Here is a 15,023-nt window from a genome sequence, read left to right on the forward strand (position 1 = left end):
GCCAAGGTGGGCCGCTCGCGGGAAATCGAGCTGTACTTCATCGTGCCCGCTGGCATGGCGGCGAAAACCATCGAGGAATGGGACGCCTGGCGCAACGAAGTGGGCGAGGCGCTCGGCGGTGAAGGCCCGAACCGCTGGCTGACGGTGGTGTTTACCGGCGACCCGGAGTGGGCTGAGTAAGCCGTTAGTCAGCCGCGCAGGCGTTCGATCAGCGGCAGGCTGTTGATGGCAGGCCGGGCAAAGTAGTAACCCTGCATAAGCTCAATCCCCAATGCCGCCAGTGCATCACATTCAGCTTCAGTCTCCACGCCCTCCGCCACCAGGAGGATACCCAGCCGCTGAGCGACCAACACGATCCCCGCAACGATGGCTTGGCGAACAGGGTCGCGGCACAGGTTGCGGGTGAGGGCCATGTCCAGTTTCAACAGGTCGGGCTGGAACTCTGCCAGCAGGTTCAGCCCCGAGTAGCCAGAGCCAAAATCGTCGATGGCGGTGGTGAAGCCTTGCCGGCCGTATTCGCGAAAAATCGACTTCAGATGCTCGGGATCTTCCACCCGCTCACCCTCGGTCACCTCGAAGATCAGCCGGTCGGCCGGGAAGTCGAACTGCCGTGAGGCCTCCAGCGTTGCCCTGATACAGGTACTGGGGCGGTAAACCGCATTGGGCAAAAAGTTGATGCTGAGCTTGCACGCCTCCACACGGTTGAGCCCCAGCTCGGCGGCCTTCTCGATGGCTTTGACACGGCAGGCCTGGTCGAAACGGTAGAGGTTGTCAGGTGTGACCTTGGCCAGGATTTCTGCCGCGCCCTCCCCTGCCAACCCCCTTACCAGTGCCTCGTAGGCGTAAGGCTTGCCAGTGGGCTGGTGGACGATGGGCTGGAACGCCATGGTGATGCCAAAACCCAGGTCGGCCAGTTCTCGGCATTGTTTGCAACCGATCGCTTCGAAGGGCTGGGGGAATATGAGCGCGGGCATGTGGCCTCCTACAGCGTCTTGAGCGGTACGTGTGCAGATATGAGTCTGGTATGCGTTTGGACCGCGGCAATTGCCAGACGTGCAGGGGTGGGGGCAGAAAGTAGCAAATTGCCATATCTGGAAGTTGACAGTGGGCTGCATAGCAGCCCCTGTCAAGTTGGAGAGACGCCGATCACTGAACTCAGAGGCCGTTGCTGCTGGCCAGAATATGCGAATGCATCCCCCCGTCTACCGCCACATTGGTGCCGCGCATCCAGCGCGAACCGTCGCTTAGCAGAAAGGCCACCACCGGGGCAATGTCGCTGGCACGGCCAGGCCGGTCCATGGTTTTCATGTCTTCTTCGGCGCGGGCGCCCAGGGTTTCGATGAAGTCCTTGAGAATCGGCGTGTCCACCGGGCCAGGGCTTACCGCATTCATGCGAATACCCCGTTCGCGCCAGGTCCAGCGGTGCTGCAGGGTCCAGGCGATCAGTGCCTCCTTGGAGAAGAAGTAGCTACGCGCCCCCACGATCTCATGGCGGGTGCAGAAGGCCGCGGTACCGGAAAAGCTCAGGTGTTCGCTGTCGTGGATGGCCGTGACCGACTGTGGCCAGCCAACACCGGCCAGCGATGCCAGGTTGACGATGGCGGCATTGTCGGCCAGTTGCGGTACCAGGCCGAGGGTCAGGTACTTCAGGCCCACCAGGTTGACCTTGAGCACCAACTCGGCATTGAGCGTGGGTGGCAACCCCGCGATGTTGGCCAGGCCATCGATGCCGTCCGGCAGTTGGCCGAGCAGGCTGTCGATGGAGGCCTGTGACGACAGGTCGGCCTGGATGAACTGGTCGACCTCGACCTTGGGTCGGTTGATGTCCACGCCAATGACGTAGGCGCCCTGGGCGCGTGCCAGTTGCGCAGTTTGTTCGCCGATGCCGGAGGCGACACCGGTAATGACCAGCTTTTTACCGTTGAGCATGAGCATTCTCCGTCAGCATCAGAAGGGGTAGCGGCGCGGGCTGCCTTGCACGCTGACCCAGTGATCGGTGGTGAATTCCTCGATGGCCCAGTCGCCGTTGAAGCGCCCGAGGCCTGAGTTTTTTTCACCGCCGAACGGCGCATGAGCCTCGTCATTGACCGGGATGTCGTTGACGTGGGTCATGCCTGCCTTGACCTGGCGGGCGAAACGCACGGCACGCTCAAGGTTACCGCTGAACACAGCACTGGACAGGCCGAACTCGCTGTCGTTGGCCAACGCCAGGGCGTGAGCTTCGTCACGTGCACGCTGAATGCCCACCAGCGGGCCAAAGATCTCTTCGCGGGCGATTTCCATGTCCTTGGTAACGTCGGCAAATACGTGGGGCGGCAGTAACTGGCCCTGTACGTCGCCTTCCACCACCACGCGGGCACCCTCCTCCTTGGCACGCGCCACCTTCTCCAGCAGGCCTTGCAACTGCTTGGCATTGATGATGGGCCCGACCACCGTATCGGCGTCATGCGGGTTGCCCACTTTCAGCGCCTTGACGCGCTCGGCATAACGCTCGACGAAGGCATCGTGCAGGGCGTCTTCGACGATGATGCGGTTGATCGCCATGCAAATCTGCCCCTGGTGCAGAAACTTGCCCATCACTGCCGCATTCACCGCCTGCTCCAGGTCGGCATCGGCCAGCACCACGAACGGGCTGTTGCCACCCAGCTCAAGGGCCACGTGCTTGAGGTGCTGGCCACCGGAGGCCAGGCGGCCGATGTTCAGGCCCACCGGGGTGGAGCCCGTGAACGAGATGAACTTGGGCACCTCATGTTCGACGAAGGCGTTACCGATCTTGGACCCGGCCCCTACCACCACACTGAGCAGCCCGGCGGGCAGGCCGGCAGCCTCGTAGAGGCTGGCCAGCAGCAACCCACCGGTCACCGGCGTATCGCTGGCCGGCTTGATCACCACTGCGTTGCCCAGCGCCAGGGCGGGTGCCACGGAGCGTTGCGACAGGTGCAGCGGGAAGTTCCATGGGCTGATCACGCCTACCACGCCCAGCGCCTCGCGGTACACGCGGTTTTCCTTGCCCGGCACGTTGGACGGCAGCAGGCGGCCGTGCACGCGCGCCGGGAACGACGCCGACTCCAGGGTGATACCGCGGGCTGCGCCCCACTCGATCTGCGCCTTGATGCGGGTACTGCCAGACTCGCGGATGATCCAGTCGATGATCGCTTCGCGGTGCTCATCGAACAGTTGCACCGCTCGGTGCATCACGGCAGCACGTTCGGCCGGGCCGGTGGCGGCCCATTTCACCTGCGCTTCAGCGGCCTTGCGGTAGGCCTCGTCAAGATCATCGCGGTCCGCCTGGACGATCTGTGCCAGTTGGCTGCCATCGAACGGGTTGGTCACGTGCAGCACACTGCCATCGCGGCCGTCGCGCCATTGGCCGGCAATGAACTGCTGGGAGAAGACAGGGAATTGCGTGGCAAGGTGAGTCATGAGTTACCTCTTATAAGAATTGCGCTCATCGTCTGATAAGTCGTCGATCGCACCGCCAGGGGTGTCACTCCACCGGCTCGTAAGGCAAGCCAACGTAGTTCTCGGCGATGGACTTGCGCCCAGCCTCAGAGCCTACGTAGTAGTCCAGTTCAGTTTGCTGCATGCGCTGGCTGAAGGCGTCGGTGCCGGGGAACTGGTGCAGCATCGAGGTCATCCACCAGGAGAAACGCTCAGCCTTCCAGACCCGGCGCAGGCAGATCTGCGAGTAGCGTTCAAGCAGGTCCTGGCGCCCTTCGCGGTAGTACTTGAGCAAGATGTGGTACAGCGTGCTGACGTCGCTGGCAGCCAGGTTCAGCCCTTTGGCACCGGTGGGCGGCACGATGTGCGCGGCGTCGCCCACCAGGAAGAGGTGCCCGTACTGCATGGGTTCGACCACGAAGCTGCGCAGCGGCGCGATGCTCTTTTCGATGGACGGGCCCGTGATCAGCTTGTCGGCGACCGGCTTGGGCAAGCGGCTTTTCAGCTCGTCCCAGAAGCGCTGGTCGGACCAGTCCTCGACTTTTTCTTCGCTGGCGACCTGCACGTAGTAGCGGGTGCGGGTTGGCGAACGCATGCTGCACAAGGCAAAGCCGCGCTCGTGGCTGGCGTAGATCAGTTCGTCATTCACCGGAGGCGTATCGGCCAGTACGCCCAGCCAGCCGAACGGGTACACCCGCTCAAACTCCTTGAGCACACCGTCAGGGATCGATTTGCGCGAAACGCCGTGGTAACCGTCACAGCCAGCGATCAGGTCACACTCGATGCGGACCGGCTGGCCATCCTGAACAAAGGTGACGTAGGGTTTCTGACCTTTGAGTTCGTGCAACTGCACGTCGGCCGCATCGTAGTAGGTGGGAGCACCGCTGGCACTGCGCGCTTCCATCAGGTCGCGGGTGACCTCGGTCTGGCCGTAGATCATGACGGTCTTGCCGCCCGTCAGTTCGCGCAGGTTGATGTGTTCGACGCGGTTGTCGAACGCCAGTTCGAAGCCGTCGTGCACCAGCCCTTCGCGGTCCATGCGTTCGCCGACACCGGCTTCACGCAGCAGGTCGACCATACCCTGCTCCAGCACGCCGGCACGGATGCGGCCAAGCACGTAGTCGGGGCTTTGGCGCTCGATGATGATGTTGTCGATACCCGCCTTGTGCAGCAGCTGGCCCAGCAGCAGCCCGGACGGACCGGCACCAATAATGGCAATTTGAGTCTTCATTGTTTTTATCCTCATGAGCCGACAGGCTCTGGGTTACGATTTGTCGTTCTGTATTTTTCGCAGATAAAGCTCCCAGAAGAAGGCAATTTCTGCTTTATTTGTTGGACTTTTCGAGGATTACCGAGGATTGCGTATGTTGGCTGCCAAGGGTGTTCCAGTCTTCAAGCTGTATGGCGAGACGTCCTGGCCAACCCCGGACCTGATCCACTGCGAGTCCATCCCCGAGCGCAGCCGCCTGCACGACTGGGAAATCAAGACCCACCGCCATGGCGACCTTGCCCAGTTGCTGTATGTACAGGCCGGGCAGGCACACGTGCTGGTCGAAGGCGTTGAGCAGCAGATCAGCGGCGGCGCCTTGCAGGTGGTACCGGTGATGAGCATTCATGGTTTTCGCTTTTCCGAAGATATACAGGGCTATGTGATCAGCCTGGCCAAACCGGTGCTGGAGCGCTTCACGCCGTTGCTCGAAGGCAAACCCATGGCCCAGGCCGAGTGCTACTGGGCAGGTGACGACCGCCGCTACCTCGATGACCTGTTTGGCCAACTGACCGAGGAATACCTCCAGCAGCGCCCGGAGCGCGACCTGATGCTGCAGTCCGTGATCTGCGCGCTGCTGGTGTGGCTGTCGCGCCGCTCACGCGAACGCGTGCAGCACATCGCCAAACCCAGGGAGCGCGGCCAGCAGCACCTGGACCACCTGACGCAGTTGATCGAGCGGCACTTTCGCGAGCACCAGCAGATCGAGCACTACGCCCGGCAGATCGGCGTCAGCGTCGCTCACCTCAACGCCCTGTGCCGGCAACTGACCGGGCAATCGGCGTTACAGCAGGTGAACCAGCGGGTGGTACTGGAGGCCAAGCGCAACCTGGTGTACACCTCCATGACCATCGGCCAGGTCGCCGACAGCCTGGGCTTTGCCGAGCAGGCGTACTTCTCGCGCTTCTTCAAGCGGGCCACCGGGCTGACGCCCAAGGCGTTCCGCCTGCAACGGCGCGAGGCCTAGCCTTCGCTGGCTTTGACCAGGTTGTACAGCGCCTGCAGTACCGGCGTGGCTACGCTCACCCGCTTGCCGTGAGCTACCACGGCGCCATTGATGAAATCGATCTCGGTTTTGCGCCCGGCTTCCAGGTCTTGCAGCATCGACGGCTTGTGCTGTTGGTGATTGCGCACCGCGTAGTCCACCGACGCGCGCACCCTCTGGCCATCGACAGCGATACCGGCAGCCTTGGCGACCGCCACCGTTTCATCAAGGATATCGCCAAGCACCTGTCGGCCCTGATCGGTGCTGCCCACCGCGCCGACAGTCTGGCGAGTGACGGCGCACACCGAGTTGAGCGCCGCGTTGAACGCCACCTTTTCCCATATGGCCACCTGCACTTGCGGGTCGGCTTCACAGGGCAACCCGGCCTGGCTGAACACGGCCGCCACCTCATGCACGCGCTGCGCGTCCTTGCCACTGCCAGCCCAGAGGTTGATGTGCCCTTCCCCATGACTGTGCACCACACCTGGCGCCACCAGGTCTGCCGGCAAATTGGTCATGCCCACGATCACGCGTTCGGCAGGTACCACGCCGGCAATGATCTCGGCATTGCCTAGCCCGTTCTGCACCGACAAGGCCCAGGTGTCGGGGCATACCAGGTGGCGCACCGAGTCGATGGCTGCGGCGGTGTGAAAGCCTTTGGTGAAGATCACCAGCAAGTCGAAGTGCCCTGACAATTGCGCAGCGCGGCTGATCGGGATGTGCACGGTGGTTTGCACATCCGGCGTTTCCAGCCGCAACCCCTGGCGGGTAATGACCTCGATGGCGTGGTCGGAGGCTTCGACGAGTGACACAGCCTGCCCTGCCAACGCCAGGCGCGCACCGAATAACCCGCCCATTGCCCCTGCACCCACAATCGCAATTTTCATCGCTGCTCCTTCGGATAGATGAATCGACACAGGAAAAAACCCAAGGGGAACTCACGTTGTTGAAACGGCACAATCTACCGGGTCAGGTCAGGAACGCGCCTGCAGCGCCCGGCCCGGTGCAGCCGGCACGGCAGCGCGGCGCTTGCGAATCATCGCAACGGCGAAGATCGCCACCGCACCAGGCACGGCGCACAGGATGAAATTGAGCTGCAATGGCAGGTTCATGCTCATCATCACCCCGCCCAGGGTCGGCCCGGCAACGCCGCCGAAGCGGCCGATTGCCGAGCACCAGCTGACCCCGGTGGCGCGAATCTCGCTGGGATACTGCTGGGCGGCGAAGGCGTGCATGACCGCCAGGGTGCCGATGGTGGTAGCGCCGGCAATCAGCAACATGATGTTCAGCAGCACCGGGCCGGGCTTGACCCCCAGGCTGCACAGCGACACCACGGCAAGCAGGAAGAACAGCATCAATGTTGGCTTGCAGCCCCAGCGGTCGGCCAACCAGCCACCGCCCAGCGCACCGATGGTGGCGCCGATGTTGAGGGTGACCAGGAACATCAGGCTCGAGCCCAGCTCGAAGCCACCGGCGACCATGATTTTCGGCAGCCAGGTGTTGAGGCCGTAAACCATCAGCATGCACATGCCAAAGCCCAGCCACAGGAACACGGTGCCAACACCCCGGCCTTCGGCGAACAAGCGCGAGAGCGGCGCGGCAGACGATGTTCTGACCGGCGCTTCGAAACTGACCTGGCTGCTGTTCACCTGTGGGTGAATGCGGGTGAGCAAACGGCTTGCGCCAGCCAGGTCCTTCTCCAGCAGGTAGTGCAGCGACTCGGGCAATTGCCGCGCCAGCCAAGGCAGGCACAGCAGTGGCAGCCCACCGATGATGAAGGTTGCTTCCCAGCCGTAGCGCGGGATGATCAGCATGGCCACCAGCGCAGAGATCATCGCGCCGATCGAGTAGAAGCTGAGCATGATGGTGGTGAGCGAACTGCGCCGGGCGGTGGGCGCCAGGTCGTTCATCAGGGCAACGATGTTGGGAATCGCGCCGCCCAGGCCTACGCCGGTGACGAAGCGGGCCAGGGCAAAACTCGGCGCGTCCCAGGTGAACGCCGTCATCAGCGCGCACAGGCTGGCAAGGCCCATGGAGCAGATGATCACCTTGCGCCGGCCAAGCCGGTCCGCCAGCGGGCCGACCACCACAGCACCGAACATCATGCCGAACAGCGCCGCGCTGCCCATCCAGCCGGCGATGACGGGCCTTAGCGCCCACGCCTCCATCAGCCGTGGTACCACCGAGCCGTAGATGACCAGGTCGTAGCCGTCGAACAGCATGATGAAAGAGCACCAGAACAGCAGTGTGTAATGAAGTTTGCCGAGGGGCGCGGCCCCTGCGACGTCCAGCGCACGTTTTTGGGTCATGGCGATGTCTTCTTGTTGTTATGTAAGTGGGTGCGGGGAGCTTCGATGGCCCCCGCTGCCGATCAATGAGGTTCGATGGTGACAGTCGGTACCTCGATGACGGTCGGTTCGTTGGCATCCAGCGCTGCGCGCAAAGCGGCTTCGAAACTGGCGCGGGTGTCGGTGTGCACCGCCTTCACGCCATAGCCCTTGGCGATGGCGCAGAAATCCAGGCCAGGCACGTCCAGGCCAGGCGCGTCTTCGGCCTTGAGCACCCCGGCGAACCAGCGCAAGGCACCGTAGGTGCCGTTCTTGAGGATGATGAACACCACCGGCACGCGGTACTGGGCAGCGGTCCACAGGGCAGTGATGCCGTAGTTGGCAGAGCCATCACCGATCAGTGCGACTACCCGGCGCTGCGGTTGCGCCAACTGCACGCCCACCGCCGCAGGCAGGCCAAAGCCCAGGCCGCCGGCGGCAGGGAAGTAATAACTGCCTGGGTGCCGCAGGTTCATGCGCTGCCAGAAGGCGCTGGTGGTCGAGGTGGATTCCTTGACGTAGATGGCGTCGTGCGGGGCTACGGCATCCAGCACATCGAAGAGGGTTTCCGGACGCAGGTGGCGAGGCTCGTCAGCCACCGGGGGCGGCACGGGCAGTGCCTCAGGGTAGCTGCGCGACTGCTGCGCCACGCCGCCCGCCAGCGCCTGCAGGGTGACGGCAATGTCACCAATCAATGCATCACCCATCGGCGCACGGGCGGCTTCCTGCGGGTCGGAAGTGATGTGCAGCAGCCGAGCACCGGCAGGCAGATAGTCACCCGGGGCAAATTGGTGATAGCGGAACACCGGGGCGCCAACCACCACGATCAGGTCGTGGCCGTCGAGGGTCTTGCTGATGCCGGCGATGGCCGCCGGCAGCACGCCCCGAAAACTGGGGTGGCGGGTGGGGAACGGGCAGCGCGAGGCCGACGGCGCTATCCACACCGGCAGGTGCAGCTTGTCGGCCAGGGCAACTGCCGCCGCGTTGCTCTGCGTGGCGTCGACCTCCGGCCCCAGCACCAGCACCGGGTTACGGGCCTGGTTCAGCTGCCCGATCAACGCTTGCAACTGCGCAGCATCGGGCGTGCCGGCAACCTGCACCTGGCGCTCGAACAGGTGCTCCACACCCGGTGCGCAAGGTGCATCCCAATCGTCGTACGGGATGGACAGGTACACCGGCGCTTTCGGCGTGGTGTTGGCGTAGTGGATGGCCTGGCTTAGCGCGCGGGGTACGTCCTGGGCGTTGGCGGGCTCGTAGCTCCACTTGACCAGCGGCTTGGGCAATTGCACCGCATCGACGTTGGCCAGCATGGCTTCCACCCCGATCATCGGCCGCACTTGCTGGCCAGCGGTGATCACCAGCGGGCTGTGCGAATACCAGGAGTTGGTCAGCGCGCCCATGCCATTGCCGGTACCCGCGGCAGCATGCAGGTTGACGAAGGCCGGCTTGCCGCTGGCCAGTGCATAGCCGTCGGCCATGCCCACCACCGCGCCTTCGTGCAGGCCCAGCACATACTGGAAGTCCTCGGGGAACGACTTGAGGAATGGCAGTTCGTTCGAGCCTGGGTTGCCGAAGAGGGTAGTCATGCCATGGCGCCGAAGCAGCGTGTAGGCGGCGGAGTGAATGGTTTGCATGAGGCTAGGGTCCGCGTATGTCTTGAAGCTTCCACTCTATGAACGGCATATAGATCGATCAAATAAATGTTTTAGTGATGCTGTATAAATACTGCCTATGTTAGTGAGTGTGCCAGCTACGCGCTCGCCCCCTCATCCGCCACCCGTGCACGGACAACCACGACCATGGCCAGCTTCGACCTCAACCTCATCACCACTTTCATCACCCTGTACGAAACCCGCAGCGTAACCACCACGGCGCAGCGGCTGTTCGTTACCCAGCCGTCGGTGAGCTACGCCTTGGCCAAGCTCAGGGAGCAGTTCGATGACGCTTTGTTCGTGCGCAACCGTCAGGGCATGCAACCCACCCGGCTGGCCACCCAGCTCTACGGCAGCTTCAAGGAAGCTTCCCGGGCAATCGACTCGGCGGTGGGCGAGGCACGCAAGTTCGACCCCAGCCACTCACAGCGACAATTCCGCCTGGCCCTATCGGACCTAGGCGAGATGGCACTGTTACCTCGGCTGATGGATTGCCTTGGCCGAGCAGCGCCGAACATCGAGCTGGAAGTCGTGCCCCTGGAAATTGACAAGGTTGGCACCTGGCTCAACGACGGTCATATCGATGCCGCTATCTGCAGCCAGAAGCTCAGTGACAACGGCGTGGTTTCCCGCGTGCTGATGAAGGAGCGCTATGTCTGCCTGCTCGACGCCGCTCACCCCCGCATCGGGGATGCCATCAACATGCAACAGTTCCTCGCCGAACCCCACGTGCTGGTTACCCGCACCTCTGGCCATGGTATGGCCGAAGATGCACTGAAACGGCTGGGCGTGGAGCGCCGGATAAAACTGCGGCTGCCCCATTTTTCAGTGCTTCCTCGGTTGATTCCCGGCAGCGACCTGCTGGGCATTCTGCCCAGCCAGATTGCCGAAAGCTTCTGCGAAATGCCGTTACCCAGAAAGCTCAAGACCCTCGAACTGCCATTCGACGTACCGAGTTTCGAAGTGTCCTTGCACTGGCACTCGCGTAGCGCCCAATCCACAGCCCTGACCTGGTTCCTGCGGCAGTTACAAACCAGCCTTGGCAGCCTGGATGCCCAGAAACTCACCGAGGCCAGTGGCACGGGTACATGACCGCCAAGCTACAGTGGGCTGTTGAACAACGGTTCGTTAATCGCCCACAAGTAGCCCACGCCTCTCGGCGGCGTTTCCGGGTTAAGTCAAACTGTCCGGAAATTGCAATCCGTTTCAGGCGCTATTCGGATTATTACCATCCCTCGTGCCGAAACTTTCATCTGAACTCACGGGGAGTCCCGCTTTGATCGACAAAACGCATTCGTCCATCGCCAGCGCCTTGGCAGGCATCACCGACGGATCAACCCTCCTGATCGGTGGTTTCGGCAACGCAGGTATGCCCTCTGCCCTCATCGACGGGCTGATCGCCCTGCGCCCTCGTGAGCTGACCATCATCAGCAACAACGCGGGTAACGGTGACACCGGCCTGGCCGCCTTGCTCAAGGCCGGCTGCGTGCGCAAGATCATCTGCTCGTTCCCGCGCCAGTCAGATTCCTACGTGTTCGACGCCCTGTACCGCGCCGGCGAAATCGAACTGGAAGTGGTGCCCCAAGGTAACCTGGCTGAACGCATTCGCGCCGCGGGGTCAGGCATTGGTGCCTTCTTTTCACCGACGGGCTACGGCACCCTGCTTGCCGAGGGCAAGGAAACCCGTGAAATCGATGGCCGCCAGTATGTTCTGGAGATGCCGCTGCATGCTGACTTCGCCTTGATCAAGGCGCACAGAGGGGACCGCTGGGGCAACCTGACCTACCGCAAGGCCGCTCGCAACTTCGGACCCATCATGGCCATGGCCGCCAAGACCGCGATCGTTCAGGTTGACCAGATCGTCGAGCTGGGCGAGCTGGACCCGGAACATATCATCACCCCGGGTATTTTCGTCCAGCGCGTGGTTGCCGTCCCTGACGCCACCACCGCTCCAATCGCTCACGCATCCTGAGGCCTGCCATGACCATCAACAAAAAGCTCTCCCGTGCCGAAATGGCCCAACGCGTGGCCGCGGATATCCAGGAAGGCGCCTATGTGAACCTGGGCATCGGCGCGCCCACCCTCGTAGCAAACTACCTCGGCGACAAAGAAGTGTTTCTGCACAGCGAAAATGGCCTGCTGGGGATGGGACCAAGCCCGGCACCTGGCGAGGAAGATGACGACCTGATAAACGCCGGCAAACAGCACGTGACGCTGCTTACCGGTGGCGCCTACTTCCACCATGCCGACTCGTTCTCGATGATGCGTGGCGGCCACCTGGACATCGCCGTGCTGGGGGCGTTTCAGGTCTCGGTCAAGGGCGACCTGGCCAACTGGCACACCGGCGCCGAAGGCTCGATCCCGGCCGTGGGCGGCGCGATGGACCTGGCCACCGGCGCCCGCCAGGTGTTCGTGATGATGGACCACCTGACCAAGACTGGCGAAAGCAAGCTGGTGCCCGCGTGCACTTACCCGCTGACGGGTATTGGCTGCGTGAGCCGCATCTACACGGACCTGGCTGTACTGGACGTAACGCCTGATGGGCTGAAAGTCGTAGAAATCTGCGCAGACCTCTCGTTCGAGGCACTACAGGCGCTCAGTGGCGTGCCACTGATCGAATGAGTTTTATTGCCTGCCTTGCCTGCAGAGCCGTTAACCATTGACCCCGGCATTGCTCTTGGGCTGGCAGGGCCTGTAAAGAGAAGCTGGCCACTGCCGGTGGCCAGCTTTTACCAGAACGCCTAATGAGGCGTGGCCATCAAGGCTTCATGCCGGCAAGCGACATGGCCAGGCGTACAGCCATGGCCAGGACGCCAAGCGCGGCAACGCTGACGCCCCAGATGCCCACCATCCACAGAAGCCTGTTGAACGTACCTGGCGAGGATTGGGGGTTGGGCTTTCTCATCAGTGATAGCCCTCGCCCACCTTGACCTTGCCGCGAAATACGTAATACGACCACGCCGAGTAACCGAGGATGAACGGGATGATAAACAGCGCCCCCACCAGCGCAAAGCCCAGGCTCTCTGGAGGGCCTGCAGCATCCCAGAGGGTCAGGCTGGGCGGTAGCACGTAAGGCCAGATGCTGATGACCAGCCCGGTGTAACCCAGGAACACCAGCACCAGCGACCATACGAACGGCCCGGCGTGCGGCTCGCCGCGCAGCGAGCGCAAAATCGCCCAGGTGGCCAATAGCACCAGCAGGGGTACTGGCAGGAAGAACCAGAAGTTCGGCAGGCTGAACCAGCGCTCGAAGATGGCCGGGTGCGTCATCGGCGTCCAGATGCTGACCACCAGCATGGTCACCACCGTGGCCAGGGTGATCGGCGTGGCGGCGCGAATGATACTGGCCTGCAGGGGCCCTTCCGTCTTGTACACCAGCCAGGTGGCCCCCAGCAGCGCGTAGGCCACGACCACACCTAACCCGCAGAACACATTGAACAACGTCAGCCAGCCCATGACGCCATTGGTAGCGGCGCCATCGACGATCTGATGGCCTTCGATGAACGCCCCCAGAATCACGCCCTGGAAGAACGCTGCGGCGAACGAGCCGGACATGAATGCGCGGTCCCAGAATGGCTTGTGCGCCTCGTCGGCCTTGAAGCGGAACTCGAACGACACGCCCCGCCAGATAAGCCCGGCCAGCAGGCCCAGCGCCGGCAGGTACAGCGCGCTCAGCAGGATCGCGTAGACCTTCGGAAAGGCCGCCATCAAGCCGGCCCCGCCCAGCACCAGCCAGGTCTCGTTGCCGTCCCACACCGGCGCCACGGTGTTGACCATGGTGTCGCGGTGTTCACGGTCACGGATGAAGGGAAAAAGAATGCCAATCCCCAGGTCGAAGCCGTCGGTGATGACGTACATCATCACCCCAAAGCCGATGATCAGAAACCAGATCAGCGGAAGATCAATACCCATGACAACGTCTCCCGTCAGTCAATGTGTGGTGTTGGGGGCGCAATAGAGCGACTCGTCCACTGCCGACAGCGGGCGGGCCGGGCGCTGGTTGTCAGCGATGTCCACCGGGTGCGGCTCATGTGGCTGTGGCCCTTTGCGCACCAGGCGCAGCATGTAGCCGATGCCCGTGCCGAAGATGCCCAGGTACATCACCACCAGCACCACCAGGCCGATGCTGAGGGTCATTGCCGAATGCTCGGAAACCGCGTCCTTGGTGCGCATCAGCCCATACACCACCCAAGGCTGGCGGCCGATTTCGGTCACATACCAACCCGCCAGCAAGGCGATCAGGCCTGACGGCCCCATCCACAGGGCGAAGCGTGCCAGCATCGGCGACTGGTACAAGCGGCCGCGCCAGCGCACCCAGGCGCCCCAGCCGCCAAGCAGCACCATCAGCAGGCCAAGCCCGACCATCACCCGGAAGCTCCAGAACAGCACGGTGGCGTTGGGCCGGTCTTCACGCGGGAAGTCTTTCAGGCCGGCTATCTGCCCATCCAGCGAGTGGGTCAAGATCAGGCTCGCCAACCGCGGGATCTCGACCTTGAAGCGGGTGGTTTCCGCGTCCATGTCCGGCAGCCCGAAGAGAATCAGCGGTACCCCTTCACCCGGTACGTTGGCCCAGTGGCCCTCGACAGCAGCGATCTTTGCCGGCTGGTGCTTGAGCGTATTCAGGCCATGCACGTCACCGATCAGCACCTGCAACGGCGCAGTGAACAGCAGCATCCACAACGCCATCGAGAACATGCGTTTCACCGCCGGGGTCTTGTTGCCCTTGAGCAGGTGCCATGCACCCGAAGCGCCGACGAACAGTGCTGTCGACAGCATGGCGGCGGTGACCATGTGCGCCAGGCGATAGGGGAAGGACGGGTTGAAGATGATCGCGAGCCAGTCCACCGGGATCACTACACCGTTGACCACCTCGTGCCCCTGGGGCGTCTGCATCCAGCTATTGGAGGCGAGAATCCAGGTGGCTGAAATCATCGTGCCGACCGCGACCATCACCGTGGCGAAAAAATGCAGCCCGCGCCCGACCTTGTGCCAGCCGAACAGCATCACACCGAGGAAGCCGGCCTCCAGGAAGAAGGCGGTGAGCACCTCGTAGGTGAGCAACGGGCCGGTGATGCTGCCCGCGAACTGCGAATAGAAACTCCAGTTGGTACCAAACTGATAGGCCATCACCAGCCCGGACACCACGCCCATGGCGAAGTTGACGGCGAAGATTTTCGACCAGAAGTGGTAGAGGTCGAGGTAGGCGTCGTCTTTTTTCCACAACCACAACCCTTCCAGCATGGCCAGAAATGCCGCCAGGCCGATGGTGATTGCTGGGAAGACGATATGAAACGTCACGGTGAAACCGAACTGTATGCGGGCCAGTTCAAGCGCTGTCAGGCCAGACACGG

The 15,023-nt window shown here is 62.7% G+C and carries 14 protein-coding genes and 1 pseudogene; 5 read left to right on the plus strand and 10 right to left on the minus strand.

The genetic code is table 11. The features are described from left to right. A pseudogene (locus PPA02S_RS19525) lies at positions 1-180 on the plus strand (cation transporter); the annotation flags it as partial. Positions 181-188: 8 nt separating this feature from the next. Here the strand turns inward: PPA02S_RS19525 and PPA02S_RS19530 are convergent. The 4 genes from PPA02S_RS19530 to pobA all read right to left on the minus strand — a co-directional run bounded on the left by PPA02S_RS19530 (position 189) and on the right by pobA (position 4,672). Next, positions 189-974 (minus strand): EAL domain-containing protein, encoded by a 786-nt coding sequence (locus PPA02S_RS19530; protein ID WP_028634630.1) that lies wholly within the window; start codon positions 972-974, stop codon positions 189-191. Positions 975-1,155: 181 nt separating this feature from the next. After that, the gene (locus tag PPA02S_RS19535; protein WP_028634629.1) at positions 1,156-1,929 is read right to left on the minus strand and encodes a coniferyl-alcohol dehydrogenase; all 774 of its coding nucleotides are present in this window, start codon (positions 1,927-1,929) and stop codon (positions 1,156-1,158) included. Between the two features lie 18 nt (positions 1,930-1,947). Continuing rightward, positions 1,948-3,423: an aldehyde dehydrogenase family protein gene (locus PPA02S_RS19540; RefSeq protein WP_028634628.1), complete on the minus strand. Its 1,476-nt coding sequence runs from the start codon at positions 3,421-3,423 to the stop codon at positions 1,948-1,950. A 64-nt stretch (positions 3,424-3,487) separates the two neighbouring features. After that, the gene (pobA, locus tag PPA02S_RS19545) at positions 3,488-4,672 is read right to left on the minus strand and encodes a 4-hydroxybenzoate 3-monooxygenase (RefSeq protein WP_028634627.1); all 1,185 of its coding nucleotides are present in this window, start codon (positions 4,670-4,672) and stop codon (positions 3,488-3,490) included. 133 nt (positions 4,673-4,805) lie between these two features. On the opposite strand from pobA, the gene PPA02S_RS19550 reads away from it, so the two are divergent. Beyond that, positions 4,806-5,675 carry a helix-turn-helix domain-containing protein gene (locus tag PPA02S_RS19550; RefSeq protein WP_033728130.1) on the plus strand — a complete coding sequence of 290 codons (870 nt, stop codon included), beginning with the start codon at positions 4,806-4,808 and terminating at the stop codon, positions 5,673-5,675. Here the strand turns inward: PPA02S_RS19550 and PPA02S_RS19555 are convergent. The 3 genes from PPA02S_RS19555 to mdlC form a co-directional block, all read right to left on the minus strand. After that, a complete protein-coding gene (locus PPA02S_RS19555) occupies positions 5,672-6,580 on the minus strand; it encodes a ketopantoate reductase family protein (RefSeq protein WP_028634625.1) in 909 nt (302 codons plus the stop codon). The genes PPA02S_RS19550 and PPA02S_RS19555 overlap by 4 nt on opposite strands. 87 nt (positions 6,581-6,667) lie before the next feature. Further along, a complete protein-coding gene (locus tag PPA02S_RS19560; protein ID WP_028634624.1) occupies positions 6,668-8,002 on the minus strand; it encodes an MFS transporter in 1,335 nt (444 codons plus the stop codon). 62 nt (positions 8,003-8,064) lie between these two features. Further along, a complete protein-coding gene (mdlC, locus tag PPA02S_RS19565; protein ID WP_028634623.1) occupies positions 8,065-9,654 on the minus strand; it encodes a benzoylformate decarboxylase in 1,590 nt (529 codons plus the stop codon). Between the two features lie 165 nt (positions 9,655-9,819). Here mdlC and PPA02S_RS19570 point away from each other — a divergent pair, with 165 nt between their 5' ends. The 3 genes from PPA02S_RS19570 to PPA02S_RS19580 all read left to right on the plus strand — a co-directional run bounded on the left by PPA02S_RS19570 (position 9,820) and on the right by PPA02S_RS19580 (position 12,294). Next, positions 9,820-10,764: a LysR family transcriptional regulator gene (locus tag PPA02S_RS19570; protein ID WP_042141847.1), complete on the plus strand. Its 945-nt coding sequence runs from the start codon at positions 9,820-9,822 to the stop codon at positions 10,762-10,764. A 184-nt stretch (positions 10,765-10,948) separates the two neighbouring features. Beyond that, positions 10,949-11,644: a 3-oxoacid CoA-transferase subunit A gene (locus PPA02S_RS19575; protein ID WP_028634622.1), complete on the plus strand. Its 696-nt coding sequence runs from the start codon at positions 10,949-10,951 to the stop codon at positions 11,642-11,644. An 8-nt stretch (positions 11,645-11,652) separates the two neighbouring features. After that, entirely contained in the window at positions 11,653-12,294 is a 642-nt protein-coding gene (locus PPA02S_RS19580; protein ID WP_028634621.1) for a 3-oxoacid CoA-transferase subunit B, read from the plus strand. A gap of 136 nt (positions 12,295-12,430) precedes the next feature. Here the strand turns inward: PPA02S_RS19580 and PPA02S_RS22860 are convergent, their stop codons facing one another. Genes PPA02S_RS22860 through PPA02S_RS19590 form a run of 3 tightly spaced genes read right to left on the minus strand, consistent with a single transcriptional unit; the run spans position 12,431 to position 15,021 of the window. Continuing rightward, on the minus strand, positions 12,431-12,577 hold the full coding sequence (locus PPA02S_RS22860) for a DUF2474 domain-containing protein (protein ID WP_080667881.1): 147 nt from the start codon (positions 12,575-12,577) through the stop codon (positions 12,431-12,433). After that, positions 12,577-13,584, minus strand: coding sequence for a cytochrome d ubiquinol oxidase subunit II (gene cydB, locus PPA02S_RS19585; protein ID WP_028634620.1), 1,008 nt, complete (start codon positions 13,582-13,584; stop codon positions 12,577-12,579). Before cydB ends, PPA02S_RS22860 begins: the two co-directional genes overlap by 1 nt. Positions 13,585-13,602: 18 nt before the next feature. Next, complete coding sequence (locus tag PPA02S_RS19590; protein ID WP_028634619.1) at positions 13,603-15,021, minus strand: cytochrome ubiquinol oxidase subunit I; 1,419 nt, start codon at positions 15,019-15,021, stop codon at positions 13,603-13,605. Between the last annotated feature and the right edge of the window lie 2 nt (positions 15,022-15,023).

This window comes from Pseudomonas parafulva NBRC 16636 = DSM 17004 (assembly GCF_000730645.1).
GTDB lineage: Bacteria > Pseudomonadota > Gammaproteobacteria > Pseudomonadales > Pseudomonadaceae > Aquipseudomonas > Aquipseudomonas parafulva.